The following is a 25,317-nucleotide window of genomic DNA, read 5'->3' on the forward strand; positions in this document are numbered from 1 at the left end:
GCTGCTGAAGGGTGTTGCGAGGGCCCCCCGCGCCGTCGGCCCCTACGCGCTGTGATGAACTGGGCGGCTACTGATCATCATCGGCTGTAGGGGGAGAAATGGCGGCGGACGCAGAGGAGTTGCGCCGGGACGGGCACCTGATCGAGAGGTGGGCGATCGGGTGGATGCTCCTGTCGCTGGCGCTGTGGGGGTGGTTCGGCTACCGATACCTGATGGACGACGACAGAGGGTTCTACGAACCCACGGATGACAGCCGCGCTCTGGTGGGCATACTCGCGCTGGCGGTCGTTCCGACGATCATCACGGTGGCGACCCTCACGTACGCCCGGTTCCTGTTCCGACTGGCTCGCCGGGCCTCGTAGGGGGTGGCGCAGCAACTGCATCGCGTCGAGGGCGGCCCGCCGCGGCTTGGAAGACACCTCGGACCTGGCCGAGCGTCTCCGGGTCAGGCGCCGACATGCTCGCTCAGGCAGACGTACTGCGGGGGTTGCCCGTCGTCGAGGCTGCTGTAGTCCAGAACGGCGGGGTAGGTCAGACGCGTTCCGGGATACAGGGGTGTGCAGTCCTGCTCGGTGTCGAAGAAGACGACGGTGTACTCCCCCGGCGGTTCCTGGGTACCGGCGGGACTCACCAGGTCGCCCCCGCACTGGTAGCCGGGCGCGTTCATCAGCAGCACGGCGTCACGGGATGTGTCGCTGCCGCTGCCGCTCCCGGTCCAGGCGACGCAGTAGGAGACTCCCGGGTCACCGCCGGTGGACGGCTCGGAGATGATGTTGACCCTCTGGAGCGCGGGCGGGCCGCCGCACAGGCTGTCGATGTCCTTGACGTAGTACGGGGACCGGACGGCGCAGATGTCCTCCCTGGACTCGCAGGTCGCCGGGCCGGTGGGCAGCTTGTAGGTGACCGGTAGGCAGTCGGGGGACGACGTCTTCCCTGCCGGAGTTCCCGCTTCCTGTCCGGCCTCTGGAGCGTCTGCGGCCGGGGAGGCTGTCACCGCTTCGGGTGAGGCGGTCCGTGCTGCGGAGCGGTGGCCGGGGGCGGGCGCGGAGGCCGTGGTGCTCGCCCCGGCCCGCGTGCTGCCCGGCTTCCCGTCCCCGTCGTGTGCTGCCATCAGGTAGGTGCCGGCAGCGGCCACCGCGACAACGGTGACTGCGGCCGTGGCACCGAGCCGGGCCCGGCGGCGGGCGACCCTGCGCCGGGCCAGGGCCCAGGCCGGGTCGTCCTCTGCCGTCGACAGACCCTCCCATCCGGTCATCACCAGATCCGCCGTCAAGGTCGGAGCCTCGGCCTCCGGCCGCAGGACGTGGGTGCTCTGGGCGGCGAGGAGTACCGTGCTCCGCCCCGCCAGAGCGGCGGCGGTGGGCCGCGCTTCCGGGTCCTTGGCCAGCGCGGATGTGGCGAGGTCCAGGAGGTCGTCGGGGAGTCCGGCGAGGTCGGGGTCGGCGGACATCACCCGGGCGGCGACCGCGTCCGGTGCGCCGGTGCCGAACGGGAGGCGTCCGGTGGCGGCGTAGGCGAGCAGCGCTCCCCAGGCGAAGACGTCGGCGGCCGGGCCCACGGCGCCGGTGCGGTAGCCCTCGGGGCTGATCCAGCCGGCGGTGCCGGTCATCACGCCGGTCCGGGTGACCGAGGTGCCCTCCAGGGCGTGGGCGATGCCGAAGTCCAGTACCCGCGGTCCGTCGGGGGCCAGGATGACGTTGCCCGGCTTCACGTCGCGGTGCACCACCCCGGCTTGGTGGACGGCCGCCAGCGCGGCGGCGGTCCCGGCTGCCAGAGCGTAGAGCCGGGCCCCGGACAGCGGGCCGTGCGTGGCGATGTGTTCGGCGAGGGTGAGGCCGGGCACGTACGGGGTGGCCAGCCAGGGGTCGGCCGCGGCGGGGTCGGCGGCGAGCAGCGGCACCAGGCAGGGGCCCGTGACCCTCCGGGACAGCTCGACTTCCCGCTTGAATCGGGCCCGGAACTCGTCGTCGCCGGCCTGCGCCGGGTGGACGACCTTGACCGCCACCCGCCGGCCGCCGGGATCCAGGGCCGCGTAGACCGTTCCCATGCCGCCTGAACCCAGCCGGCCGATGACCCGGTACGGACCGATCCGGCCCGGATCACCGGGCCTCGCAGAATGAATACGCGCAGACAACAACGCCCCCCACAGGCAAGATTCACCGACCGCGCCGGTCGGACCCGCAACTGTCTCACGCCCACTGAAGGAACCTCAGCCGGGCCGACCGCGCCCTCGTTCCCCGCCTGCTCGACGTCGACGTGACGTTGGCGTCGACGGGCAGCCCGCCTGGACCGTGCGGAGCGCCGTGCGGGTTCAACCCATGCATGCCGAACGTTCCTGGACGGGCAGGGAGTTGTCACAGGTCGCCCGAGGCCATCGCGCGATCGCGTAGCGTTCGCAGGCTGATGCGGGCCCCCGCCTCGTCCTCGATACGCCATTCGTTCATGCCCTGGCAGGTTTTGGTGCCGCGGGCGACAGCGCCGGCTTCGTCGACCCGGCCGTAGGGGGTACCGCCGGTCGCATTGAGGATGATGCCGCCGTCTTCGTCGATGGTGGCCCAGTGATCGGTGGAGCGGTAGGTGAGCACGATCTGGGTGCCGGCGGTCAGGATCCGGGCGGCGACCATGCGGGCGACATCGGTGCGGCGGCGCCCGGCGACCGGTCGGCGCTGCGCGGCGGCCCGGCGGGGCTGGGCCTGCGGCTGCGGGACGCCTTCCGGCTCTCCGGCCGGGGGGACGGGCAGTCCGAGGCGCTCGGGGTTCCAGATGTGTTCGAACAGGCACAGATACAGCTCCTGGCGGGTCTGGACAACCGAGGTCATCGTCTCCCGCGGGCCGAACGGCCTGAGGACCTTGTCGAGCTTGTGGGTCTTGATGAACTCGCGCAGCAGCGGGTTTCGCTGGTCGTAGCCGGGGGCGATGATGCCCAGCAGGACGTTGCTGCGGGCGTAGTAGCCGGCCTTGTCGTGCAGGGGCAGGTCGTTGATGCTGGAGTTCTCGCGGCCCATGAGCAGTCCCAGGCCGCCCAGTTGGTTGCGGCGGCTGCGGAAGACGACGGGGTCGGCTATCTCCTTGTGCACGCGGTGGTGGTGGTTGGCCCACAGGTGCTCGATGTGGAACCGGTCGCGGTCGAGGTAGGCGAGCACGTCGTGGGGGCGCTGGCATGCCTCCTCGACGTAGGCGGTGGCCCGGGCCAACAGGTAGCGGATCTGATGGGCGTTGTTGCCGCGCAGCCCGAGCGTGACGGCGTCGCGTATCGAGCCCGGGTCCTGGGTGACGAGGTCGCCGAGGGCCGCGGCGACCTCGGCTACGGTGCGGCACCGGCGCAGAAGCGGTACGAGGGTGTCGTGGGTCAGGGCGTCGGCGTCCGCCGACTGCACCGGCAAGTCCTGTAGGACCCTCAGGGCGTACCAGCGGTCCATGTAGTCGGCGACGAGGCGGCCTTTGTGCTTGGCGTCGGAGGGCTGGTCGTCGGGGTCGATGGCGGCGAGGATGGCGACGGCCTGGCAGCCCAGTGCGTTGCGTTCGTTGAAGAGGACCGTCTCCAGGCGGTCGGCGCCCGTCTTGAGTGCGCGGCCGGCGGCGAGGAAGGGCCGAAACAGCCTGGCCGACTTCAGCAGGTCTTGTACGAAGTGCAGGAAGTTGTCGGGGTGTTCGGGTACCAGGTGCAGGCGGGCGGCGTTCTGGCGGACCCATACGTTGAGGTTGCGCTCGATCTGCCGACGGTCCTCGTCCTGGCGCTCGCGTGCGCAGCGGGCCAGCAGGAATGCCTTGATGAAGCGGGATGCGGCTGTGGAGTCCTCCCGGTCGGTGGCCAGTTCCCGCAGCATCTCCTGCCACTGGGTGTTCAGTTGGTCCTCGTTCGCTCCGACGTGGGAGAGCAGGTGGCTCTTGAGGAGGTCGACGGCGGTCAGGCGGGCGCCGCGGTCGTTCATCGTCTCGAACATCCGGTAGCCGTGGTCGGAGTCGGCCGCGCGGATCCCGACCAGGACCACCCGGTCCAGCAGCCACTCGGTGAACCGGGTCAGGTTCTCCGCGTCGAGTTCTTCCGCGAGCTGGGACTCGATCTGCCGGCTGCGTGCCCAGAGGTTCCGGCGCGAGAGCGAGTCGCCGGCGCCCGTTTCGTAGGTGCGGGCCTCGGCGACCGCTCGCAGGACCGGTTCGTGATCGGTGATGCCGAGCGAGAAGTGCGCTCCGTCGATCGTGATCACCCGGTTGAGGCGGTCGACGGCCCGGGTGTCCGCGCGCTCCTGTGCCGCAAGCCGCAGTTGCAGGAAAAGCAGGTGCAGCGTGACGAACCGCTGCTGCCCGTCGACGAGGTAGCGCCTGTTCCTGGCGGACTCGTAGTAGACGAACGGCCCCAGAAAGTACTGCGGTGCGGTGTGCGGCCGGCGCAAGTAGGACGGGTTGGCGGACCAGTTCCTGAACGACCCGCACAAATCCCGCAGCAGCGTGCGGACTTCGTCCTCACCCCAGGTGTAGTCGCGCTGGTAGTAGTCGATTTCATAGGTCACATCACGGAACAGCTCCTTCAGGCTGAAGCCCTGGGACCTGATCTCGTCCGAACCCATGACACCACTCCCCACCTGCCCGGCTGTCTGCTCATAGTCCCAACTCCCCCGCCATTGCTGTAGCCCTGGATCAAATCTGGCCGTCACTCCGCGCGGGAGTGTGGGTCGTGGGCGTCGCTGTGAAGCGGCAGAAGGCGGTAAGTCCGGTGGCTGCGGGCGGCACGGGGCGCGCCAGGTCCGCTCATTCCGGTTCATTCGCCGGTGCCGGCTCATGGTTTCGCTGGATGCGCGGGCGGGCTCGGGGTAGGCGGCCCTTCACTGTCGCGGGGGGCCATCGCCGATCGGCTCGTGGCGGACACCCTCGGATCCTCGACACCATCGGCATCCGCTCGACGCACCGAAGTCGGTAATTGCTCCAATTGACGGACATGGTCGCCGACAGACGGCCATGATGCTCTTCGCCGATGGCGGGGCGGACAGAGCGGTTCGGAAGGGACGTGGACGTGGGCGTGGGGGGCAGTGGGCGGGTCGAGGGGCTGGAGACGAGCGATCCGCGGCAGGTGGGCCGCTACCGGATCGTGGGCCGGCTGGGCGCCGGCGGGATGGGCCGGGTCTACCTCGGCCGGTCCCCGGGCGGCCGCCCGGTCGCGGTGAAGGTGGTACGGCCGGAACTGGCGGAGGAGCCCGGCTTCGCGAAGCGGTTCGCCCGTGAGGTGACCGCGGCGCGTCGGGTGAACGGATTCTTCACCGCAGCCGTGGTCGATGCCGACCCGCAGGGGGATCCGGCCTGGCTGGCGACCGCCTACATGCCGGGCCCGTCCGTGGCGGAGGCCGTCGAAACCCACGGCGCGTGGCCGGCGGCCGCGGTGCGGGCGCTGGGAGCCGGGGTGGTGGAGGCGCTGGAGGACATCCACCGGGTGGGGCTGGTGCACCGGGACCTCAAGCCGTCGAACGTGCTCCTGGCCGCTGACGGCCCCCGTGTCATCGACTTCGGGATCTCGCTGGTGAGCGAGGCCAGCGCCCTCACCGCGACCGGACTGACAGTGGGCACTCCGGGTTTCATGTCGCCCGAGCAGCTCACCAACGCCTCCGTGGGCCCGCCCAGCGATGTCTTCTCCTTGGGCGCGCTCCTGGCCTACACGGCGACCGGTCGGGGCCCCTTCGGCGAGGGCTCGGCGCACGCGCTGCTCTTCCGCATCGTCTACGAGGAACCCGACCTGAGCGGCGTCCCGGACAGCCTGAGCCCGCTCGTCGCCGCGTGCCTGGCCAAGAAGCCCGAGGACCGGCCCGGCCTGGACGCCCTTCTGCACCAGCTCGCCTTCGACGAGTACGACGCCGCCGGGTGGCTGCCGACGGCCGTCGCCGCGGACCTGGCAGACCGCGGTGAGGCACACGCCGCCTTCCCGCCACCGACCGCATCCCCGGGTGATGTGCCGGTTCCTGCCCGACCGGCGCAGTCGCCCCTGCCACGGGTGCCGACCTCTCCCGCACCGCAGTGGCCACCGACCGAACTTGACGATCCGTCGGTTCGGCGTCCACCGCCGGAGGGGCGGTCCGTCCACAGCGCACCCACCTCGACCGCTCCGTCCTCCTCGTCTCGTGCCCGTGCCCGTGCTGCGTCGGCCGGCGCCGCGGAAGGGCCCGTCCCGGCAACTGGCCGGCTGCACGCCCTGGCCCCCGGCCTCTACTGTCTCCTGCCGGCCCTCGCGTGGCTGATCGGATGGAAGTCCAAGCTCTACATCGACCCCGACGACCCCTATGCGCTCTGGAGCGAGAACACCGCCATCACCCTGGTCATCGCGCTCGTCGGCATCGCTCTGATGCTCCACGCCGAGACCACGGCCCGCCTGCTCCCCCCGGGACAGAGCCGCACGCTGCGCATCCTGGGCTGGAGCCTGGCGGTCACCGTGAGCGTCTGGATCCTCAAGGTGCTCTTCCTGAGCCTGCTGGCCCTCCCCCTGGCCATCGCCATCCTGGTGACCACCACGACGATGCGCTACAAGCGCAGACGGCGAACCCGGGCGGCGGCGCGGTGACTTTCGCACTACGTGGTGCCGGACAACTTCTCCCCGCACAGGCACGCCGAAGTCCGCACCTGGGCCGCAGACCGCCGCACCCATGCCGAACAGAACGCCGCCATCGCCGCATCCATCCGCCAGCGCAACGCCCACGCCGAACAGGTCACCAGGGCACGACGCCGCTGTCGTCGAACAGCCGGCCGGTCGGGCCGTCGTCCGGCAAGGTCGCCAGCCGGACGGCGATCGCCGCGCCCTGCTCGGGGGTCTGCGTCCCGCTGAATCCGTTGAGGTCGGTGGCCACGTAACCGGGGCAGGCGTTGTTGATCAGGACGTTGGTGCCGCTCAGCTCCTTGGCGTACTGGATGGTGAGGGCGTTGAGGTAGGTCTTCGTCGGCGCGTACGCCCCGCTGATTCCCCCGAGATCCACACCGGGCGTGGTCTGGAGTGTCAGGGAGCCGACGTGGCTGGACTGGTTGACGATCCGCGGGTGCGCCGAACGGTGCAGCAGGGGCAGCATCGCGTTGGTGACCCTGATGACACCGAGGACGTTGGTCTCCAGCAGTCGCCGCACGGTCTCGAGGTCGATGGTCGTCGGTTCCTCCGGCCGGCCGCCGGCAACGCCGGCGTTGTTGACCAGTACGTCCAGCCGTCCTGCCCGCTCCTCGATCAGTTGGACCGCGGCGGCGACGCTCCCGGCGTCGGTCACGTCCAAGGGCACGCCGAACGCGTCAGCACCGGCCGCACGCAACTTCGCCACGGCGTCCTTCCGGCGCTGCTCGTCCCGGGCGCCGACACCGACACTCCAGCCCCGCGCACCGAGCCCGGCCGCGATCTCATACCCGATTCCCTTGTTCGCACCAGTGACCAGCGCGATCGTCTTCTCGCTCATGAAAGCGAGCATGCCTGCGCTGCCGCCGGGCACCAACACCCTCTCGGTAGTGCAGCGATACCCGAGCGGTATCGATCAGCCGTCTGCCGTCCTAACCTGGGCTGATGGAGATACGCGAGCTGCGGTACTTCGTCGCCGTCGCCGAGGAGTTGCACTTCGGCAAGGCTGCCCAGCGCCTCGGGATAGCCCAGCCCCCACTGTCCCGGACGATCACACAGCTCGAGCGGCGGCTCGGAATCACACTGCTGGAACGCAACAGCCGCAAGGTCACGCTCACCGAGGCCGGAGCCGTGCTGCTGGCCGAAGGACGCGAGATCCTCAGCGCGGTGACCGCGGCTGAGCGGCGTACCCGACGGGCCGCCACGGCACACCCCAGCCTTGTGCTCGCCGTCAAGTCCGGCACCGGTGGCGAGCTGCTGACGAAACTGCTCGACGCCTACGCCGCAGAACCCGGCGCAGTCACCGTCGATCTGCTGATCTGCGAGGCACACCAGCACCGGCAACTGCTGCGGGAGGGACAAGCCGACGTGGCTCTTCTGCACCTGCCCTTCGACTCGGCAGCCGGGCTCGACACCGAGACCCTGTACACCGAGGGACAGGTCGCGATCCTGCCGGCCTCACACCCGCTCGCCATCCGCTCCCAGGTCCGGATGGCCGACGTCACCACACTGCCCGAGCTCCCGCCGGCCCGCTGGCCCGGTCCTGACGGCAGCTACCCGGAAGGACCGGGCGCGGAGATACGGAACCTGACACAGCTCTTCCAGCTCATCGCGCTGGGCCGTACCACCGTGGTCGTTCCCGAGTCCGCCGCTGCTGACCTGCGCCGGGACCTCGCCGCGGTGCGAGTCCTGGACGCTCCGCCGGTGACAACGGTGATCGCCTGGCCGCCGCAGAGCCGCCTTCGTGCAGTTGCCGACCTGGTCCGCGTTGCAACACTCCTTTGAAGCCGGATAAGGAGGGCGGCCGCCCCCGACGACAGCCTCGATCAACTGGCAGCTCAACGCCGCTGCCTCAGCAGGGCAGTGTCCCTGACGGTCTGCTGCCCTGGAGACAGTCCGCTGACCGCCGGACGGCGCATCGATTGCCCCAGCCAACGCTGCGAGACCAGCCACTAGTTCTTCTGCAGGGTGCGGGTGACACCCGCGATGACGGCTGTCGTCAGCATCCAGCCGAAGGCGATCAGCAAGTAGGCCAACCATTGGAGGTCATCGTTCAACCAGTACCACCCCGTGTGCAGGTGCGCGACGACCGGGCCCGTCGGCGGCATCGAGGTCCAGGCCGGCGGCCTTGACCTGCGCGCGCACGTCCTGCGGCATTGCCGCGTCCCGGCGGTGTCCCGGCGGCGCAGCGCTCGACGAGCTGGCGGTGCGATTGCGCCCAGCCCAGGCGTCCGCCGGTGCGATCCGGGCCGCCAGGTCTCGCGCCCAGTGCCGCAGTGTCAGCCCACGGGGTCCGGAGGCTGTCAGGCCTCGACGAGTTCGTCCGCGAGGAACTCCTCCACGAACTTCCGTGCCCGACGGTCGAATTCGGTGTACTGCGCCTCCCGCTCGGCGCCGGCGACCGCTTCGCCGACCAGCAGATTGCCCCCGGCGTCGATGCGCTGCGGTCGCTCCTCCGCATCCAGGAGCAGGGCTACGGTGGAGCGGGAGAAGCCGCAGTAGTAGGCGATGCCGTCGCTCAGGTTGGCCTCAAGGACGGACTGCATCGACTCCGCGACGGGGTCGTCGGCGGTGGCGCCGGCCAGGGCCAGCCACAGCATGCGCTTGCCCGCCAGGCGGGGCGTGCTGCGACCGTAGGCGAAACCGTAGTTCCATACGCGGTCGATCCATCCCTTGAGAACGGCGGGCACGCTCTGCCAGTACACCGGGAAGACGGCGACGACGACATCGGCGTGGAGGATCCGCCGCATGTGGGCGTGCGTCTCGTCCGAGTACGGCTTCTCGCGGTTGCCCCAGTCCGGCTGGTCCTCCACGTTCATCCGCGGGTCGAACCCCTCGGCGTGCAGGTCGAGCAGGTCGATGCGGTATCCGGCGGCCTCGAGCTGGGCAGCCGCGCGGCGGGCGGTGTGGGCGGTGAGGGAATCGCTGCGGTGGTGCGCGACGACCACGAGGGCCGTCCTGGCGTCGCTGCTGTGCTGCGGCACGGTGTCTCCCGAGGGCTCGATCTGTTCGGTGAGTCCAGTACAGCCGCGGCACCGTAGATGATCCATGGGAGAAACTCTCCAGGACATAGGAGATCGTCTACGATTGTGCTGTGGATCCTCTGAGTTCACTGCTGAGCGGCATCCGGGCCGAGGGCTCGGTCGTCAGCCATGCCGTCCTGACTGCGCCCTGGAGTATCACCTTCACCGACGCCGCCCCGCTCACCATGGTCAGCGTGCTGCGCGGGGGCGGCACGCTCCTGCTGGCCGACGGCACCGAGCGGGCGATCGGCGCGGGCGACACGGCCGTCGTCCAGGGCCCCGCGCGGTTCCGCCTCGCGGACGAGCCCGCCACGGTCCACCGCCCCCACACCGCGTACGAGATCGCCTGCTTCACCGCGGACGCCGCGTGCACCGGCGAGGAACTCGACGGCATCCACTGGGGCACCGGCCCGGAGGGGGCGACCGCGCTGATCGTGGGCGCCTACCGCGCCTCGGGGCACCGCCACGAACGGCTTCTGCGTGCCCTGCCGCCCGTCCTGGTCGTCTCCGAGGACGCCGAGGTCTGCGCCTGGCTGGAGAACTCCGCCGCCGACGCCGCCCGGCTCTCCGCCGGTTCGCAGGCGCTGATGGACCGGCTCCTCGACTGGACTCTGGTCTGCACGCTGCGCACCTGGTTCGACCGGGCGGGCGCCGACGCGCCCGGCTGGTACCGCGGCCTCACCGACCCGGTCCTCGCCCCCGCCCTGCACGCCTTCCACGGGCGGCCCGCCGAGAGCTGGACGGTCGCGTCGCTGGCAGCTCAAGCCGGCGTCTCCCGGGCGCTGTTCGCCCGGCGCTTCACCGAACTGATGGGCCGTCCGCCCCTCACCTACCTCACCGAGTGCCGCATGGACGACGCCGCGGCGCTCCTGGCCGACACCGACCTCAGCATCGCCCAGATCGCCAGGACCGTCGGCTACGCCGATGCCTTCGGCTTCAGCGCCGCCTTCAAACGCCACAAGGGCCTCAGCCCCAGCACGTTCCGCACCACGGCGGCGTGAGTCAGGCACGCGATGTGGGTCGTCTTCAGGCTCCCGTTGCGGGGGCGGTTCGGCATGGTCTCGGTCTGGCTTGGTCGTGGGGGCCAGGGGAGCGCCGCCCCACCTGTTTCGAGGCACAGTGCGGCTTCTTTCCCGTCATCGGTTCTCCTGTGCTGCCGCGCCGTCGCGACCGCGGCGGTCCTGTGCGCCAAATGGGTCCCGGTTCCGTCCGGCTCAGCAGATCCGAGGGCTGTCACGGGCGGGCCGTTGGTGGCAGCGGTGCGCCTCGCTGCCCGCCGCACGGGTTGAGCCGCGTGACCTCTCCCAGGCCGTGACGTTGAGAAAAACATGATCACTAAGGGTGTCTTCTCAACAGCTCTGTCCCTCACCGTGCTGGCTGCGGCCACGGCCCTGGGCGCGGGCGTCGCCGTGGCCGACGACGGCGACGCGGCCCTCGACAACACCACGCTCCTGGGCCCGGTCGTCACCCCCGTCTTTGCTCCCGGACTGGCAACCAACGCGGCGCAGAACGTCCCTGCCACCCTCTGCGCCGTCTCCTCCCCCATCCTCGGAGTGCTGGGCGGGCCCGGGGCGACGAACTGCGAGGCTGTCGCGCAGAACGGCTGACAGCACCACCCGACACTGCCCTCTGGTCACCGACAGGCCCGAGCGGGGAACGCGTGCTGGGGCAATCGGCCGGCAGGAGCCAAGCAGACCGACAGCCCGCGCGAATGGCACGCGCCGAAGTGCTCCTGACCACCACGGCAGAGGCACCGCGCAGACCACCCGGATGTGCAACCTCCCCACGGGCAGCCTCCGCGGGGAGGTCGGGCACCGCAGACGGGACGGTCGGCCACAGCCGCGCGAAGCAATTGCGCGTCCCCCTCTTCCCCGGCGGCTGCCCCAAGCACCGTGTACACCACCTCGGCTCGTCGGGTGGATGTGCGCCTCAGGTCTCGAGTGACAGCCCAGGTCCGTCAGAGGACGACTGGCCGGCGCACCTGAGCCCTGCCCGGGACCTCTTCATCGCCACAGGTGAGGCGGAACTCCACGCAGTCATCGACCAGGCTCTGCTCCTCACCAACGCTGGAGCGGTGAGCGGTGAGCGGTGAGCGGTGAGCGGCATCCTCGCGGTGCTGGCCCAAGCCGAGACTGCAGCCGCGCGGCGCCGTCGAAGGCGACAGACCTTCGAAACCACGGCGCTGCTCTGAGAGCCGCCGCAGGGCAGGAGCCCACCACGGCGTGGGGATGGTCATCCGGTGGCGTCCCAGGCCGGTTCGTCGCCGGGAGCGGCGCGTTGCTCGTGCTCGGACCGGGCGGCTTCGAGCAGGCGGCGCCAGGATGTGACCAGTGGGCGCCGTCGCAGCAGGGAGCGGCGTTCCCGCTCGGTCATGCCGCCCCAGATCCCGTGCTCGATGCGGTGATCGAGGGCGTGCGCGAGGCATTCGGTGCGCACCGGGCAGCCGGTGCAGATGGTTTTGGCCCGGTTCTGGGCCGCACCTTCGGCGAACAGCTCCTCCGGATCAGCGGTCCGGCAGAGCGCTCGCGCACCCCAGGTGTCCTGATCGTCCTCGCCCATCTCGACGCCGCCCTCTCCCCCGGTCCGGCCCGACGTCGGCCTCCCCTGGGCCGACGCAGGCCGAAACGTTACGGCACACCGGCAGGGGTATGGAACGCCGTCGGTGTGGTGGCAATCCCTTCGGGTGAAGGGGCCTTGACGAAGACCCTGTGCCTCGTGGGGTGGCTCAGCCAGTGGCCGAAGAGCCAGGCATCGCCGACAGCGACGCCTCACCCGTCAGGACACTCCCGGGGACTTCAGCAGAACCAGGCCGATGCTCCCGCGGACTCGGTCCCAGCTCCGAGCCAGGCCAGGCCCTGTATGTGCGGCTTGGCCCCTGCCGAGCAGCAGGTGGTGTCCACCTACGCGGAGAGCGACGGCACCACCTGGACCGAGGCCGCCCCGGAGTCCGGCGCGGTGCACCAGCGGGCCGTTGGCAAGCGCATCCGCAGCAAGGCAAGGTCAGACGTCTGGCCGCAGAACAACGGCGCCGCCTGACGTCCGGGCGCCTCGAGCTCGGCCTGAGCAGCACGATGCACAAACCCCGCTGTGGAAACCGGCTTTGGGGAGGGTTGTCACAGCTAGGAACCCCGCGCCGTCCGCGCGTACGCGCTGTAATGGACTGGGTTACTGACCACCATCGGCCGTAGGGGGACAAATGGCGGCGGACGCAGAGGTGTTGCGCCGAGACGGGCACCAGATGTGGCGGCCCTCCCCTGCGCCCGGGTCCTGTTCCGCCTGGCCCGCCGGGCCTCGTAGGCGGCAGCGACCCCACGCGTCGAGGACGGCGTGCCGCGATGCAAGAGCTGCATCGACGTGACCGGCGGGTCTTTCGACCTCAGTGGCGCTTTCGGAGTGCATGACCCTTCACCCGCGTCTTGCTCGTGGAGCCAGGTGTGCTGAGAGACTGCCTGTCCATGAGTGGACATGAGAGCGGGCAACGTGGCGTCGGTGCGGGTGTGACCTTCGGGTTACTGGCTGCGTGGGCAGCGCACGATGCGGAGGAAGTGGCCTTGGTGCCGCGGTGGACGCGTACTCAGGTGCCCGAGCTGCGGGAACGTTTTCCGCAGGTACCGGATCGGATATGGCGGCGTCTGGAGTCCATCGACGCGCACGAGTTCGCGACCGCCGTCGCCGGAATGGCCTTCGTGGTGACCGCAGCGGCCGCCGACGGGTACCGCACCGGCGGGCGGTCCGCCTTCTATCAGGGGGCCCTCAACGGATTTGGGCTCCATGGTCTGGTGCATCTGGCTCAGGCCGCCGTGATCCGCGGGTACACGCCGGGCTCGGTCACGTCCCCGTTGGTGGTCATTCCCTTCGCGCTCTGGGCCCGCGGCCGGCTGCGGCGGGCTGGGGTGCTGCGCCGGAGTCGTCCCCGCGACGTCGTGCAGGGCCTTGCGTTGGCCGCGGCTGCCACGGTCGCGACGCACGCGATGGCGAGGCGGACTGTCGGCCAAAACCGAACGCCACCTCGAACTTGACCGCCTGAACGAGGATTCAATGCACCGTGAACGCGGCCCTCGCCTGATCATGTGCTCCGACCAAGGTGCACTGATGAAAACGAAGGCCCTAAGGGTGAGTCTGCTGCCGGACGCCGGTCCCGAGCCAGCGTCCTGACTGGTCGAAGCCGGGGCGTCTGGGGCCCGGCGCATCAAGGCGAAGGCGGCCGAGGCCGTCGCCCTGTCCAAGCTGCACTCGGTGGCCCAGGTCGACCGGGCCTGGGGGCACCTTCGCGGTCACCTGCCGCTTCGCGGATTCCCGAGCCATGCCCATCAACCGTCATCCGGTTGCACCGGGTGATCCGGGCCGCGAACCTGGTCGACGCCAGCCATCAGGAAGAGGAACTGCGGTTCCTGCAAGGACGGTTACGCCGGGAAGCTGCGCGGCGCCAGACCCGTCCTGACAAGTCGTGAAGATGCCGATGAGGGAGGCAGCCATGTCTTCGGCGTGACGTCCGAGCAAAGGTCGCCGGAGGCCTGACCGGCATCGAGGTTCGTGGTGATGGCCGTCAGTGGCTCGGTTCGGCTCTGCGCATGGGTGCTTTCGCGCGACGCGATCATCGCAAGCAGTCTGTCGGGCGGGCCGTGCTTGGTCGTGGTCGAGTCCGCGACCAAGTCCATCCAGAGCCGCATTGCCGTGGTCGGGGTTAGCTGGGCGAGCAGCTCTTGAGCACGGCTCGTCAGCCGCATCAACTGGCCGCCGCGGTAGAGCCTGTCGATGCCGTCCCCTGTGTCCGCCTGCTCGAGAGTCATGGCGGGCCTCCGTTTCTCACAGAACTCACAGCGAACCTACTTTCCACCCGCCTTGCACAGCAGGCCAGTTCAGAGGTCACCCGATCGTGCCTCAAGCCCGCGCGGAGCGCTGCAATGCCGCGGATTCCTCCAGCGCCGCCGTGAGGTACTTCGCCGACGCCCCGGCGCCTCCTTCGGCGACCTGTGTCGGGGTGCCGGCGGCGACCACGGTGCCGCCGGCCTCGCCCGCTCCGGGGCCGAGGTCGATGACGTGGTCGGACGCGGCGACGACGCGCATGTCCAGGGCGACCATGACGACGGTGTTGCCCGCGTCGACGAGGGTTTGCAGATGGGTGACGAGGCGGTCGGCGTCGGCGCAGTGCAGGCCCGAGGTAGGTTCGTCGAGGACGTAGAGGGTGTCTCCGCGCTGAGCGCGCTGGAGTTCGCTGGCGAGCTTGACGCGCTGGGCCTCTCCGCCGGAGAGCTCGGTGGCGGGCTGTCCGAGCCGCAGGTAGCCGAGTCCGACGTCGATCAGCGCGGACAGGGACCGCATGATCTCTTCCTCGCCGGTGAAGAACGCGTGGGCCTCCTCCACGCTCATCGCGAGGATCTGGGCGATGTTCCGGTCGTGCCAGGTGATCTCCAGGGTGCTGGCTTTGTAGCGGGTGCCGTGGCAGTCGGGGCACTCGGTGTAGACGGAGGGGAGGAAGAGGAGTTCGACCATGACCGAGCCCTCGCCCTCGCAGGTCGGGCACCGGCCGCTGGTCACGTTGAAGGAGAACCGGCCGGGCTTGTAGCCGCGGGAGCGTGCTTCGGGTGTCTGCGCGAAGCGGCTGCGGACGTGGTCGAACAGGCCCGTGTAGGTGGCCACGTTGGAGCGGGGCGTGCGGCCGATGGGCTTCTGGTCGATGCTGACCACGCGGCGTACGCCGGCCAGGTCCCCCTTGAGGGTGCCCTCGAGTCTGTCGGGGGAATCGGCCAGGAGCAGTTCGTCGTCCTCGGGTGCCTCGTCGATGGGCACGGCCTGCCCCAGGCGCTCGGCGAGGAGCGCGGGCAGTGCCTGGCTGACCAGGCTCGACTTGCCCGATCCGGACACGCCGGTCACGGCGGTGAGGGCGCCCATGGGGATCGACACCGACACGTCCCGGAGGTTGTTGCGGGTGACGCCGTCGAGCTCGATCCATCCGCGGGGCCGGCGCGGCACGTGCGGGGCGAGACCGCTGCCGCCGAAGAGGTATCCGCGGGTGACCGATTCCTCGACGTCGGCGAGGCCGTCGGTCGGGCCGCTGTAGAGGATGCGGCCGCCGCGCTCGCCCGCGCCGGGGCCGATGTCGACGAGCCAGTCGGCGTGCCGCATCACGTCGACGGAGTGCTCGACGATGAACAGGCTGTTGCCCCGGCGCTTGAGTCCGTCGAGGATGCCGAGCAGCGCGGTCACGTCCTGCGGGTGGAGGCCCGCCGAGGGCTCGTCGAGCACGTAGACGACGCCGAAGAGATCCGAGGAGAGCTGGGTGGCCAGGCGCAGGCGCTGGAGTTCGCCGCCCGAGAGTGTGGGCGTGGTGCGGTCCAGGGAGAGGTAGCCGAGCCCCAGGTCGATGACGGGGCGCAGGCGGTCGAGCAGTTCCGCGCCGAGGCGTGCCGTCGTGGCCAGCTTCTCGGCCGAGCGGTTCGGGGTGCGGCGTACGTCGGGCGCGGCCGCGTGGGCGGATCCGCCGGCCGCGACGCGCTGCTGTACGGCCTGACGGCGCGCGTCGGCGTGGAGAGCCCCGCCGCCGGGTGTCGCCGTATCGCCGGAGGCGGCGCCTGCCTGCTGCGAGGCGTCCGCGACGGCCCTGTCCAGCAGTGAGGCCAGTTCCCGCAGCGGCAGGCCCGAGAAGTCGGCGATGTCGAGCCCCTCGAAGGTCACGGACAGGGCTTCGGGCTTGAGCCGTTTGCCGTGGCAGGACGGGCACGGGGCGACGTCGAGGAACTGGGCGACGCGGCGCTTCATCGAGGCGCTCTTGGTGTTGGCGAAGGTGTGGAGCACGTAGCGGCGCGCCCCGACGAACGCGCCCTGGTAGCTCGGCTCGACGCCTTCCTCGACGGCGGCGCGCGCCTCGGAGAGGGTGAGTCTGGAGTGGACGGGGACGGAGGGGGTCTCGTCGGTGTAGAGGATCCAGTCCCGGTCCTTCTTCGGCAGATCCTTCCAGGGGACGTCGACGTCGTAGCCGAGTGCGACGAGGACGTCGCGCAGTTGGTGGCCGTGCCAGGCCGTCGGCCAGGAGGCGATCGCGCGCTCGCGGATGGTGAGGGTGGGGTCGGGCACCATCTTCCGCTCGGTCACCTCGTACACGCGGCCGATGCCGTGGCACCGCGGGCAGGCTCCCTCGACGGTGTTGGCGGAGAAGTCCTCGGCGTAGAGCATCGGCTGGTCGTCCGGGTAGTCGCCGGCGCGCGAGTAGAGCATGCGCACCAGGGACGAGAGCGTGGTGATGCTGCCCACCGAGGAGCGGGCGCTGCGTCCTCCGCGCTGCTGTTGCAGGGCGACGGCCGGGGGCATCCCGGTGATCGAGTCGACGTCGGGGACGCCGGCCTGGTCGATCAGCCGTCTGGCGTACGGGGCCACCGACTCCAGGTAGCGCCGCTGCGACTCCGCGTAGAGGGTGCCGAAGGCGAGGGAGGACTTGCCCGACCCCGAGACGCCGGTGAAGACCACCGTCGCGTCACGCGGGACCGTCAGGTCGACTCCCTTGAGGTTGTGCTCGCGGGCGCCCCTCACCCGGACGTCGGCCTGGACGGGCGAGGGTTCCTGGGAAGCGGGCGCCGGTGCGTCGGTCATGTCTCCAAGCTAACAACGCGCGGACCTGCGCAGACGGAGATGACGTGCCGATTCGCAAGCTTGGCGCGCCGTGTGAGTGCGTTGGCACTCAGGGCATAACGGGTGCGGCGCCTGCCTGCCTACGTTGAGAGCGGCCGAGGTCGCAGAGCGGCCCGAATGACCATCGACACTCCTGCGGGCGAGTCCCGCGGACCAGCGGAGGAGATCGTCATGGCAAGCAGCAACCGCGCCGTCGTCTTCCGGAATGCGAAGGACATGCGTGTCGAGTCTCTGGACTTCCCGAAGCTTCGGATGCCGAACGGGAGGAAGGCTCCGCACGGGGTCGTCCTCAGGATCGTCGCCACCAACATCTGCGGGAGCGACCTGCACATCTACCGCGGGTCCTTCCCGGTGCCCGAGGGAATGGTGATGGGGCACGAGATGACCGGGGAGGTCATCGAGGTCGGCCCCGACGTCGAGTTCCTCGGCGAGGGCGACCTCGTCTCCGTCTCGTTCAACGTCGCCTGCGGCCGCTGCCGCAACTGCCGGGCGCGCCGCACCGACGTGTGCGAGACCACGAACACCGCCGTGCCCTGCGGGGCGTACGGCTTCAACCTGGGCGACTGGACCGGCGGCCAGGCCGAGTACCTGTTCGTCCCGTACGCCGATTTCCAGCTTCTGCGCTTCCCGGACCGGGACCAGGCCCTGGCGAAGATCCGTGACCTGGCCCTGCTCTCGGACATCCTGCCCACCGCGTTCCACGGGCTGATGGAGCCCGGTGCCAAGCCGGGCTCGACCGTGTACCTCGCCGGGGCCGGTCCGGTCGGCCGCTGCGGCGCGGCGGCGGCGCGCCTCCTCGGGGCGTCCTGCATCATCGTCGGCGACTACCACAAGGACCGCCTGGAGCTGATGAGGAGGAACGGCTGCGAGACGATCGACCTGAACCAGGACGCGGCGCTCACCGACCAGATCGAAGCCATCCTGGGCGAACCCACGGTCGACTGCGCGGTCGACCACGTCGGCACCGAGGCGCACGGCATCGGCCGCGAGGCCGAGGACATGAACCCGGCCCACGCCATCAACCAGGTGATCGACGCCACCCGCGCGGGCGGGGCCACCGGAGTCATCGGCGTCTACAGCCCCGACCCGCTCGCGAAGTCGAAGGCCGAGCAAGAGGGAACGTACCCGATCGACTTCGGCAAGGCGTGGATCAAGTCGCCGCGGATCTCCGCCGGGCAGGCACCGATCATGCATTACAACCGCGAGCTGATGATGGCGATCCTGTGGGACCGCATGCCCTACTTGAGCGCCATGCTCAACACCAAGGTGATCAGCCTCGACGACGCCCCCGACGCCTACGCGACCTTCGACACGGGAGTGTCCGAGAAGTTCGTCATCGACCCGCACGGCCTCATTCCCGCCTGAGCGACGCCGCTCCGGCCCGCGGTCCCCTGTCGGGGAGACCGCGGGCCGGACCCCTGCCTGGCCTGCGGATCAGTCGACGTAAGAGCCGGACGAACCCTGCGGCGTACGCTGGGACAGGACGCCGTGCGCCTCGGGCGGATCGCGGCGCGGAGCAGCCACGAGGAGGGCAGGGCGATGGCATCGGACGGCGTGACGCTGCCGCGCCTGACGTCCTTCTCCACCCGTCGCGCCCCGCGCGGCAACGAGGTCGACTACTGGCGTCAGGCCAGGCGGCAGGCCTACGTGTCGGTCAGGACGGACCCGGTCGGCGGCGCGTTCGGCGGCGAGATCCGGCTGGGCCGGTACGCGGATTTCCGTCTGTCCACCAAGCGGGCCCGGCCCGAGCAGGTCCGGCGCTCCGCGAGCGACATCGCGCAGGGCCGGGAGGACGAGGAGTACCTGTACCTCGTGTTCCAGTTGAGCGGGACCTTGCTCGTCGAACAGGCGGGACGTCGTACGCTCGCGACGCCCCGCTCACTCGTGATCTACGACAGTGCCGTGCCGTTCTCCCTGTCCACGAAGGAGAACTACGAGCAGGTCGTCCTCGAACTGCCCGCCGACAAGGCGTTCTCGCTGGCCGGCGTGAGCCGCAGCAACGACCTGCTCGCCAGGGCGTTCGACTGTGACGGGGCGGTGGGCGCGGTGGCGGCGTTCTTCGTGAACCTCGCGCAAAGCCAGGGCGGGGACCTCCCCGGCGCGCACCGCCTCGAGCCCCAGGCGACCGCGCTGGGAACCTCCCTCATCGGTCTGATCGCCCCCGGTCAGCGCGGGATGCCCGAGTCGCTGCGCCGCGGCGAGGCGCTGGCCTACATGCGCGCGCATCTCGCGGACCCCGATCTGGACGCCGAGGGCATCGCCGCGGGCCTGCACGTCTCCCGCCGCACCCTGTTCCGCCTCTTCGAGGGCACGGGCGAGTCCGCCATGGGGCGCCTGCGGTCCCTGCGGCTCGAGCGCGCCCGGGTGATGCTGCGGACGCAGCCGGGCAAGCGGATCTCCACGATCGCGCAGGAGACGGGCTTCTCCAGCTCGGTGCAGTTCTACCGCGCCTTCCGCGCGGTGGCCGGCATGACCCCCAGCGAGTACCGGGAGGCCGGCATCACGGAAGGACCGGCCGCCGCCCCGCTCGTCCCGGGCCTGGAGACATGACGTCCCCGGGCGCGCCTGCGGACGGCGAAGGGACGGGCGGACCCATGGGGCAGGACCGGCTGGACGCCACACTGGCACGGATCGCCCGGATCCCCTTCCGCGCCAAGTTCCACCTCCGCCCGCGCGAGCGCGAATACGTCGCCCTCCGGGGCATGGACGCCGTACGGCGGCACGCTCGTGAGCTCATCGACACCCGCCTCGCCCCGGCCCGCCCGGCGAAGGACGGCAGGCAGACCCCCTGGGGAGGGCACCCCGTCTTCCGAGCCCAGCACGCCACGGCGACCTGCTGCCGCACCTGCCTTCAGATCAACCACGGGATCGCCAAGGGCCACGAACTCGGCCAGCGGGAGCGGGAGTTCGTCGTCGCCCTCATCTGCCGCTGGATCGAGAAGGAGTGCCGGGCCGGCCCGGCATCGCTTCCGGCTCCTTCTCCGGGCCTGTTCTGAATCCCCGGCACACGCGCGACGACGTCAGCACAGGCCGGCCCGGGTGGCAAGGGCGGCTGCGGCGGCTCGGGAGGTGACGCCGAGCTTGTGGTAGATCCGGCTGGTGTGGAATGCGAGAACTGCTCGGGCGACGGCACCATCAAGATCGAGATGGACTTCCTCCCTGACGTCTACGTCCCGTGCGAGGTCTGCCGCGGCGCACGCTACATCCGGCTCGGACAGCCGGCGACCACCCTCTCCGGCGGCGAGGCCCAACACCTCAAACTCGCCGCCGAACTCCAGAAGCGGTCCACCGGGCACACCGTGTACGTCCTGGACGAACCGACCACCGGCCTGCACTTCGAAGACATCCGCAGACTGCTGAAGGTTCTCTCCGGCCTCGCGGACAAAGGCAACACGGTCATCGTCACACCGGTGCGTTCCTGCGCGACATCCTTGCCTCCCACCGCGCACGCCGCGGCTGACGTCGCGAGCGTCTTGAGCTGCGGCTCGCCTCCTGACCCTACTGTCGGTGGCCGATGCGACCATCCCCCACGGACGAACGAGGAGAGAAATGGGCACCTGGGACATCGGCCCCTTTGACAACGACACGGCTGCCGACTTCGGAGGTGACCTGGACGAGGCAGCACTGGAGGAACGCGAAGCCATGGTCCGCGGCGCACTCCGACGGTCCGCTGACTCCGCGGACTTCCTGGATGCCGACGACGGCGAGCGAGCGGTGGCCGCGGCCGCGCTGGTCGCTGCTCAGCACCCGGATGGGGAACCGACATGTGCGAACTACGGGCCGTCGGAGCCCCTGCCAGAGATGCCCGCAGACCTTCAACCGCTCGCCGTCGACGCTCTGGACCAAGTAGCCTCCGAGCGGTCCGTACTTGCCGAACTCTGAGACGACGCTGCGAACGGCTCGAAGTGGCGCCAGGACATCACCCGCCTTCGCGACGTCCTTGACCCTCCGCTTCCTCCGCAAGAGGAGGCCCTCTTCGACGTCTGAGCGATCACCCACTGTTGCGGGTCACAGAGGGTGGACCCTGGCCTGAATCGCGACCCCCGGGGGGCCGGCGGCGGAGCAGTTCGGTCCCCTCATTCGGCCGATGTCATGTCGCAGTCTCAGGCGTTCGTGGCGGTTTGCAGGGAGTGGGCCAGGTTCTGGTGGGCGCGGGCGAGGACGACGGCGGTGACGATGAGGATGACGTCGAGAAGGGCGAGGGAGGCGAGCGGGGGCAGCCGGACAGCGGCGACGCCGGCCAGGACGCAGGCGCTACAGGCGAGGAGGCGTTCGGTCCAGGCTCCGTGAGCGGTGGCGCGGAAGAACCATCCGGTGGCCGCGAGGTAGAGCGCGGGGCCACCGAAGAGGAGCAGGGCGAGGGTGGGGGATCCGTGGCCGAGGGGGTGGGCGATGACGAGTTCGCTGCCGACCGCGAGCGCCACCAGAGCGGTCAGCACTACGTAGGCGCTGTTCACGCCCAGCCGTACCGAGCGCACGGGGTCGGTGGTGATGGCGACGGTGGTGAAGACGTCCTCGCCGCCGCCGAAGTAGGCCGCCCACAGGCACACCAGTGCGGTGAAGACGCCGGCGGCAGCCAGCACGCTGGGGACGTCGACGGGGGCGTCGGTCATCACGCGTCCGGCGGTGAGAACCGTCTCGCCGAGCAGGATGATGAAGAACAGCCGCAGTCGCTCGATCATGTGCTCGGCGTCGAAGGCGAGTTCCTGGCTGCTGAGCGTGCGGCCGGGCAGCGGGTGTGCGAGCCAGGTGCCGGTGAGGTCGACCAGGGCGGCGGCGGCCCACCACCACAGACGGGGTCCAGAGTCTGCTGCGGCACCGACGATCCACAGCGGAGCGGACACCGCCATCCAGAACAGGGTGCGGCGGAAATGCTCGCGCAGTGCGTCTGTGCGGCCGGCCAGGGCCGTCACGGCGCCCGCGAAGAACAGGATGAGCAACAGCGGGACGACGAAGGCCCAGGCCCGGTCGTCGAATGCGTGGGCGATCGCGGCGTTCATGAACAGCCCGAGGCCCATGACGATCACGATCATCCATCGTGTGACGGAGCGGTGCACGTCGAGCAGCGTCGCTTCGTAGCTGGTGTAGGCCCATGTGCCGAACACGGCGACCAGCAGCACCACTGTTTCCGCAGCGCCCCGCCAGGTGAGGTGTTCCAGGAGGTGGTGGGAGAGCTGCGAGACGGCGAAGACGAAGACGAGGTCGTAGAAGAGCTCCAGGGGGGACACCGGTCGACGCGGTCTGAGCGACTCGGGCACGCTGCTCATGATCGTGGTCTCCTACGTCGTGGCTGCGGGCAGGTCGGCTCGCCTGCGTCGCTCAGGGGCGGGGCGGCGTCACCGGCCGAGGTGCTTCTTGTAGAACGGAATCAGGTGATCCAGGGCGATCTTGACCGGTTCGGGCCGGTCGTACAGGTCGTAGTGGGAGAAGCCCTCCGCCACGACCAGCTCCTTGTCCTTCGATGCCGCACGCCGGTAGATCTCCAGGCCGTCCCGGTAGGCGCCGAACGCGCCGGGCCTGTCGCCGACGACGACGCACAGCGGCCGTGTCAGGAGAACCTCGGCGCGGTGGAACGCGTCCCAGCCGATCGCGGACCCCTGCCGGGAGAACAGTCCCTCGGTGCGGCCGCCGGGCTTCTCGCCGCGCGCGGTGCGGTAGTAGTCGGTGGCTTCGGTCAGGTCGAGTTCGGTCAGGCCCTGCTCTTCGGCCGCCTCGGGAGACGCCGGCAGGTACTGGGTCACCCGCCGCTCTTCTCCCCGTGCCTCGGCGGTCCGCTGCCCGGCGACGGCGTCGAGGGCGCCGACGGGGTCGTAGCCGCTGAAGGATTCATGCATGAGACGCCCGAAGTTCACGCCCGTCACGCTGCCGACGGCCTTGATGCGGCGGTCGGTCATGGTGGCGTTGATCGCGTAGCCGCCGCCACCGCACACGCCGATGACACCGATGCGGTCGGCGTCGACGTAGGGCAGCGTCACCAGGTGGTCGATGACGTAGCTGATGTCCTGGGCCCGGAAGACCGGGTCCTCGATCGACCGGGGCTCGCCGCCACTGGCGCCCTGGAAGCTGGCGTCGAAGGCGATGACGACGAATCCCTCGTCCGCCAGCGCCGTTCCGTAGACGTTGCCGGCCGTCTGCTCCTTGCACGAGCCGATGGGGTGAACGCTGACGATCGCGGGGTACGTCCTGCTCTCGTCGAAGCCCGGCGGGAGGTGGATGTCGGCGGCCAGGTCCCAGGCGAGCGCCTTGACGGTCACATGCTTGACGTTGTCGGTCATGAGTGTGGCTCCTCGTCATGAAGCGGGTCCGCGGCCGGTGGCGGGGCCACTCGGCCGCGGATCCGGTCAGCCCTTGCTGACGGGCTCGCCCGTCAGGTGCTCCCGGAAGAACGGGGCGGCCCGGGAGATGGCATGGTCGACGTACTCGGGCACGTCGTAGAAGGCCATGTGTGTGCCGCCTTCGACGACCTGGAGCTGCTTGGGGCTGCGGACGCGGCCGTGCAGTTCGGTGGACATCCACAGCGATCCGGCCTCTCTGCCGGCCACGATGAGGATCGGCTGGACGAGCAGGTCCTCGACCATGTGGAAGGCGTCGAAGGTGAAGATCCGCGAGACGCTCTTGGTGAAGAGGAACTTGTTCTTGGCGTTGGGGTGCTGGGCGCGCGGGGTGAGGTAGTAGTCGCCGGCCTCGACCAGGTCGCGCGGGGTGTTCTCGTCCGGCTCCGGCGGGACGTAGGGCAGATAGGTCGGGTCGGCGCCCTTCGTGGACTCGGCGGTCCGCTGTTCGGCGAGGGCCTGGAGGGTGGGGACGGCGGCCGCGTCGGAGTCGGTGCCGTACCAGCCGCGGCGGAACGAGGTGCCGATGTTGACGGCGCTGACGGTGGTGAGGGCCTTGATCCGGTAGTCGGTCATCGCGGCGTTGACGCTGTAGCCGCCGCCGGCGCAGACGCCCAGGGTGCCGATGCGCTCGGGATCGACGTAGTCGAGGGTCTGCATGTAGTCGACGGCCGCGCGGACGTCGTCGACGCGGGCGTAGGGGTCCTCCAGGTGGTGGGGCTCGCCGCCGCTGTCGCCCTGGAAGGAGGCGTCGAAGGCGAGGGCGACGAAGCCCTGCTCGGCGAGCTTGCTCGCGTACAGGCCGGCGGCCTGCTCCTTCACGCCGCCACCGGGGTGGACGACGACGACGGCCGCGTGGCTGCCGTTCGGGTCGAAGCCGTCGGGCAGGTGGAGGTTGCCCGCCATGGTGATCTGGCCGTTGGGGAAAGTGATGGCTTCCATCATCTGCTCCTGCTGGTGGTGTGTGCGGTGCGGTGTCAGTGGGTGCGCGGGCGCGCGAGGTCGTCCCTGACGCGGTCCGGTTCGGCGTCCAGGGGCAGGTTGGCGGTGTCCTCCACGGCGTCGAGGGCACTGGACGCGTCCGGCCGGGCTTCGGAGAACAGGGCGGTGAAGTCCTTGGTGGCCGGGCCGGGACCGGAGAAGACCTCGAAGGTCTTGCCGATCGCCGCGTCGTCCAGCAGCGCCTCGGCCAGGAGGCCGGCGAGGGCTTCGCGGCTCACCCCGTCCTCGCCCGTGTCCCCTTGCTCGATCCGAAGGTGCGGCCCGACCGCGCCGGCGTCCAGCCACCCCGGGCGCACGATCGTGTACGGGGCGCCGCTGAGCCGGACGAGCCGCTCGGAACGGCGTTTCCAGTCCAGGGCGTGGCCTCCGGCGTTGAAAGGATGGTCGCGACGGGTGACGAAGATCGTCGTTTGCAGGACGATCCGGGGCCGACGCTCCCCGAACGCGCGCAGGACGTTCGAGACGCCGCCGTAGTCGATGCGTTCGAAGGACTCGGGACGGGAGTCGTCGTCCGAGCCGTGGACGAAGATCACCGCGTCGACGTCCCCGACCGCCTCCGTGAGGGTGTCCGGCGCCGTGAGGTCACCGACGACTACCTCAGTGCCCGGCGCCAGCTCCTCGCGGGCGCGGGACTCGCTGCGGGCGAGCGCCACGGGTGTGAGACCGCGGGCGGTCACCGCGGCGACGACGTGCCGGCCGGTGCGGCCGGTGGCCCCGACGACGAGTACACGATCGATGGAGGGCACGAGGGGTTCAGCTC

At 70.3% G+C, this 25,317-nt stretch carries 22 protein-coding genes and 2 pseudogenes; 12 read left to right on the plus strand and 12 right to left on the minus strand.

Translation table 11 applies throughout. From position 1 onward, the window contains the following. Positions 1 to 98 precede the first annotated feature (98 nt). On the plus strand, positions 99 to 362 hold the full coding sequence (locus tag G6W55_RS23355) for a hypothetical protein (RefSeq protein ID WP_175522800.1): 264 nt from the start codon (positions 99 to 101) through the stop codon (positions 360 to 362). An 83-nt stretch (positions 363 to 445) separates the two neighbouring features. Here the strand turns inward: G6W55_RS23355 and G6W55_RS23360 are convergent, their stop codons facing one another. Continuing rightward, complete coding sequence (locus G6W55_RS23360; RefSeq protein ID WP_309243797.1) at positions 446 to 2,137, minus strand: serine/threonine-protein kinase; 1,692 nt, start codon at positions 2,135 to 2,137, stop codon at positions 446 to 448. Between the two features lie 217 nt (positions 2,138 to 2,354). Beyond that, positions 2,355 to 4,568, minus strand: coding sequence for a DUF262 domain-containing protein (locus tag G6W55_RS23365; protein WP_175522802.1), 2,214 nt, complete (start codon positions 4,566 to 4,568; stop codon positions 2,355 to 2,357). Between the two features lie 449 nt (positions 4,569 to 5,017). On the opposite strand from G6W55_RS23365, the gene G6W55_RS23370 reads away from it, so the two are divergent. Continuing rightward, on the plus strand, positions 5,018 to 6,544 hold the full coding sequence (locus G6W55_RS23370) for a serine/threonine-protein kinase (protein ID WP_309243798.1): 1,527 nt from the start codon (positions 5,018 to 5,020) through the stop codon (positions 6,542 to 6,544). Between the two features lie 145 nt (positions 6,545 to 6,689). Here G6W55_RS23370 and G6W55_RS23375 read toward each other — a convergent pair whose 3' ends face one another. Further along, positions 6,690 to 7,427, minus strand: coding sequence for an SDR family oxidoreductase (locus G6W55_RS23375; RefSeq protein ID WP_175522803.1), 738 nt, complete (start codon positions 7,425 to 7,427; stop codon positions 6,690 to 6,692). Positions 7,428 to 7,519: 92 nt separating this feature from the next. On the opposite strand from G6W55_RS23375, the gene G6W55_RS23380 reads away from it, so the two are divergent. Further along, positions 7,520 to 8,359, plus strand: a complete 840-nt coding sequence (locus G6W55_RS23380; protein WP_175522804.1) for a LysR family transcriptional regulator — start codon at positions 7,520 to 7,522, stop codon at positions 8,357 to 8,359. A gap of 312 nt (positions 8,360 to 8,671) precedes the next feature. On the opposite strand, the pseudogene G6W55_RS39610 reads toward G6W55_RS23380, so the two are convergent. Both G6W55_RS39610 and G6W55_RS23385 read right to left on the minus strand, forming a co-directional pair. Next, positions 8,672 to 8,851, minus strand: a pseudogene (locus tag G6W55_RS39610) (hypothetical protein); the annotation flags it as partial. 26 nt (positions 8,852 to 8,877) lie between these two features. After that, positions 8,878 to 9,558, minus strand: coding sequence for an NAD(P)H oxidoreductase (locus G6W55_RS23385; RefSeq protein WP_309243799.1), 681 nt, complete (start codon positions 9,556 to 9,558; stop codon positions 8,878 to 8,880). 110 nt (positions 9,559 to 9,668) lie between these two features. On the opposite strand from G6W55_RS23385, the gene G6W55_RS23390 reads away from it, so the two are divergent. Further along, complete coding sequence (locus G6W55_RS23390; RefSeq protein WP_175522806.1) at positions 9,669 to 10,598, plus strand: AraC family transcriptional regulator; 930 nt, start codon at positions 9,669 to 9,671, stop codon at positions 10,596 to 10,598. A 327-nt stretch (positions 10,599 to 10,925) separates the two neighbouring features. After that, entirely contained in the window at positions 10,926 to 11,204 is a 279-nt protein-coding gene (locus tag G6W55_RS23395; RefSeq protein ID WP_175522807.1) for a hypothetical protein, read from the plus strand. A gap of 625 nt (positions 11,205 to 11,829) precedes the next feature. Here the strand turns inward: G6W55_RS23395 and G6W55_RS23400 are convergent. Further along, entirely contained in the window at positions 11,830 to 12,156 is a 327-nt protein-coding gene (locus G6W55_RS23400; protein ID WP_175522808.1) for a WhiB family transcriptional regulator, read from the minus strand. 309 nt (positions 12,157 to 12,465) lie between these two features. Between G6W55_RS23400 and G6W55_RS23405 the strand changes: the two genes are divergently transcribed. Together G6W55_RS23405 and G6W55_RS23410 are read left to right on the plus strand one after the other, a co-directional pair. Further along, a complete protein-coding gene (locus G6W55_RS23405; protein ID WP_175522809.1) occupies positions 12,466 to 12,633 on the plus strand; it encodes a hypothetical protein in 168 nt (55 codons plus the stop codon). A gap of 419 nt (positions 12,634 to 13,052) precedes the next feature. After that, positions 13,053 to 13,616, plus strand: coding sequence for an HXXEE domain-containing protein (locus tag G6W55_RS23410; RefSeq protein ID WP_175522810.1), 564 nt, complete (start codon positions 13,053 to 13,055; stop codon positions 13,614 to 13,616). A gap of 384 nt (positions 13,617 to 14,000) precedes the next feature. On the opposite strand, the gene G6W55_RS23415 is transcribed toward G6W55_RS23410, so the two are convergent. Together G6W55_RS23415 and G6W55_RS38905 are read right to left on the minus strand one after the other, a co-directional pair. Continuing rightward, the gene (locus G6W55_RS23415; protein WP_175522811.1) at positions 14,001 to 14,387 is read right to left on the minus strand and encodes a hypothetical protein; all 387 of its coding nucleotides are present in this window, start codon (positions 14,385 to 14,387) and stop codon (positions 14,001 to 14,003) included. Positions 14,388 to 14,478: 91 nt separating this feature from the next. Next, on the minus strand, positions 14,479 to 17,184 hold the full coding sequence (locus G6W55_RS38905) for an excinuclease ABC subunit UvrA (protein ID WP_175522812.1): 2,706 nt from the start codon (positions 17,182 to 17,184) through the stop codon (positions 14,479 to 14,481). Positions 17,185 to 17,394: 210 nt separating this feature from the next. Between G6W55_RS38905 and G6W55_RS23425 the strand changes: the two genes are divergently transcribed. The 5 genes and pseudogenes from G6W55_RS23425 to G6W55_RS23445 all read left to right on the plus strand — a co-directional run bounded on the left by G6W55_RS23425 (position 17,395) and on the right by G6W55_RS23445 (position 21,105). Further along, a complete protein-coding gene (locus G6W55_RS23425; RefSeq protein ID WP_175522813.1) occupies positions 17,395 to 18,588 on the plus strand; it encodes a glutathione-independent formaldehyde dehydrogenase in 1,194 nt (397 codons plus the stop codon). Positions 18,589 to 18,762: 174 nt separating this feature from the next. Beyond that, on the plus strand, positions 18,763 to 19,773 hold the full coding sequence (locus tag G6W55_RS23430) for a helix-turn-helix domain-containing protein (protein ID WP_217687266.1): 1,011 nt from the start codon (positions 18,763 to 18,765) through the stop codon (positions 19,771 to 19,773). Positions 19,774 to 19,817: 44 nt separating this feature from the next. Then, positions 19,818 to 20,219, plus strand: coding sequence for a DUF4186 domain-containing protein (locus tag G6W55_RS23435; RefSeq protein ID WP_175522814.1), 402 nt, complete (start codon positions 19,818 to 19,820; stop codon positions 20,217 to 20,219). 102 nt (positions 20,220 to 20,321) lie between these two features. Further along, positions 20,322 to 20,627, plus strand: a pseudogene (locus G6W55_RS23440) (excinuclease ABC subunit A); the annotation flags it as partial. A 145-nt stretch (positions 20,628 to 20,772) separates the two neighbouring features. Then, the gene (locus tag G6W55_RS23445; RefSeq protein ID WP_175522815.1) at positions 20,773 to 21,105 is read left to right on the plus strand and encodes a DUF4259 domain-containing protein; all 333 of its coding nucleotides are present in this window, start codon (positions 20,773 to 20,775) and stop codon (positions 21,103 to 21,105) included. A gap of 221 nt (positions 21,106 to 21,326) precedes the next feature. On the opposite strand, the gene G6W55_RS23450 is transcribed toward G6W55_RS23445, so the two are convergent. From G6W55_RS23450 to G6W55_RS23465, 4 genes are all read right to left on the minus strand, one after another. Continuing rightward, entirely contained in the window at positions 21,327 to 22,490 is a 1,164-nt protein-coding gene (locus G6W55_RS23450; protein ID WP_175522816.1) for a low temperature requirement protein A, read from the minus strand. Positions 22,491 to 22,559: 69 nt separating this feature from the next. Beyond that, positions 22,560 to 23,498 carry an alpha/beta hydrolase gene (locus G6W55_RS23455; RefSeq protein WP_175522817.1) on the minus strand — a complete coding sequence of 313 codons (939 nt, stop codon included), beginning with the start codon at positions 23,496 to 23,498 and terminating at the stop codon, positions 22,560 to 22,562. Between the two features lie 66 nt (positions 23,499 to 23,564). Next, a complete protein-coding gene (locus G6W55_RS23460; RefSeq protein ID WP_175522818.1) occupies positions 23,565 to 24,497 on the minus strand; it encodes an alpha/beta hydrolase in 933 nt (310 codons plus the stop codon). Between the two features lie 35 nt (positions 24,498 to 24,532). Further along, on the minus strand, positions 24,533 to 25,303 hold the full coding sequence (locus G6W55_RS23465) for an SDR family oxidoreductase (protein WP_175522819.1): 771 nt from the start codon (positions 25,301 to 25,303) through the stop codon (positions 24,533 to 24,535). Positions 25,304 to 25,317 lie beyond the last annotated feature (14 nt).

The sequence above is a fragment of the Streptomyces sp. CAI-85 genome (assembly GCF_013363615.1).
Taxonomy (GTDB): Bacteria; Actinomycetota; Actinomycetes; order Streptomycetales; family Streptomycetaceae; genus Streptomyces; species Streptomyces antibioticus_B.

Excerpts from the sequence above, each read along its gene's own strand:
- G6W55_RS23355 (WP_175522800.1), top strand. The coding sequence starts at position 99 with ATGGCGGCGGACGCAGAGGAGTTGCGCCGGGACGGGCACCTGATCGAG.
- G6W55_RS23365 (WP_175522802.1), bottom strand. The coding sequence starts at position 4,568 with ATGGGTTCGGACGAGATCAGGTCCCAGGGCTTCAGCCTGAAGGAGCTG.
- G6W55_RS23375 (WP_175522803.1), bottom strand. The coding sequence starts at position 7,427 with ATGCTCGCTTTCATGAGCGAGAAGACGATCGCGCTGGTCACTGGTGCG.
- G6W55_RS23380 (WP_175522804.1), top strand. The coding sequence starts at position 7,520 with ATGGAGATACGCGAGCTGCGGTACTTCGTCGCCGTCGCCGAGGAGTTG.
- G6W55_RS23395 (WP_175522807.1), top strand. The coding sequence starts at position 10,926 with ATGATCACTAAGGGTGTCTTCTCAACAGCTCTGTCCCTCACCGTGCTG.
- G6W55_RS23400 (WP_175522808.1), bottom strand. The coding sequence starts at position 12,156 with ATGGGCGAGGACGATCAGGACACCTGGGGTGCGCGAGCGCTCTGCCGG.
- G6W55_RS23410 (WP_175522810.1), top strand. The coding sequence starts at position 13,053 with ATGAGTGGACATGAGAGCGGGCAACGTGGCGTCGGTGCGGGTGTGACC.
- G6W55_RS23415 (WP_175522811.1), bottom strand. The coding sequence starts at position 14,387 with ATGACTCTCGAGCAGGCGGACACAGGGGACGGCATCGACAGGCTCTAC.
- G6W55_RS38905 (WP_175522812.1), bottom strand. The coding sequence starts at position 17,184 with ATGACCGACGCACCGGCGCCCGCTTCCCAGGAACCCTCGCCCGTCCAG.
- G6W55_RS23425 (WP_175522813.1), top strand. The coding sequence starts at position 17,395 with ATGGCAAGCAGCAACCGCGCCGTCGTCTTCCGGAATGCGAAGGACATG.
- G6W55_RS23430 (WP_217687266.1), top strand. The coding sequence starts at position 18,763 with ATGGCATCGGACGGCGTGACGCTGCCGCGCCTGACGTCCTTCTCCACC.
- G6W55_RS23435 (WP_175522814.1), top strand. The coding sequence starts at position 19,818 with ATGGGGCAGGACCGGCTGGACGCCACACTGGCACGGATCGCCCGGATC.
- G6W55_RS23445 (WP_175522815.1), top strand. The coding sequence starts at position 20,773 with ATGGGCACCTGGGACATCGGCCCCTTTGACAACGACACGGCTGCCGAC.
- G6W55_RS23450 (WP_175522816.1), bottom strand. The coding sequence starts at position 22,490 with ATGAGCAGCGTGCCCGAGTCGCTCAGACCGCGTCGACCGGTGTCCCCC.
- G6W55_RS23455 (WP_175522817.1), bottom strand. The coding sequence starts at position 23,498 with ATGACCGACAACGTCAAGCATGTGACCGTCAAGGCGCTCGCCTGGGAC.
- G6W55_RS23460 (WP_175522818.1), bottom strand. The coding sequence starts at position 24,497 with ATGGAAGCCATCACTTTCCCCAACGGCCAGATCACCATGGCGGGCAAC.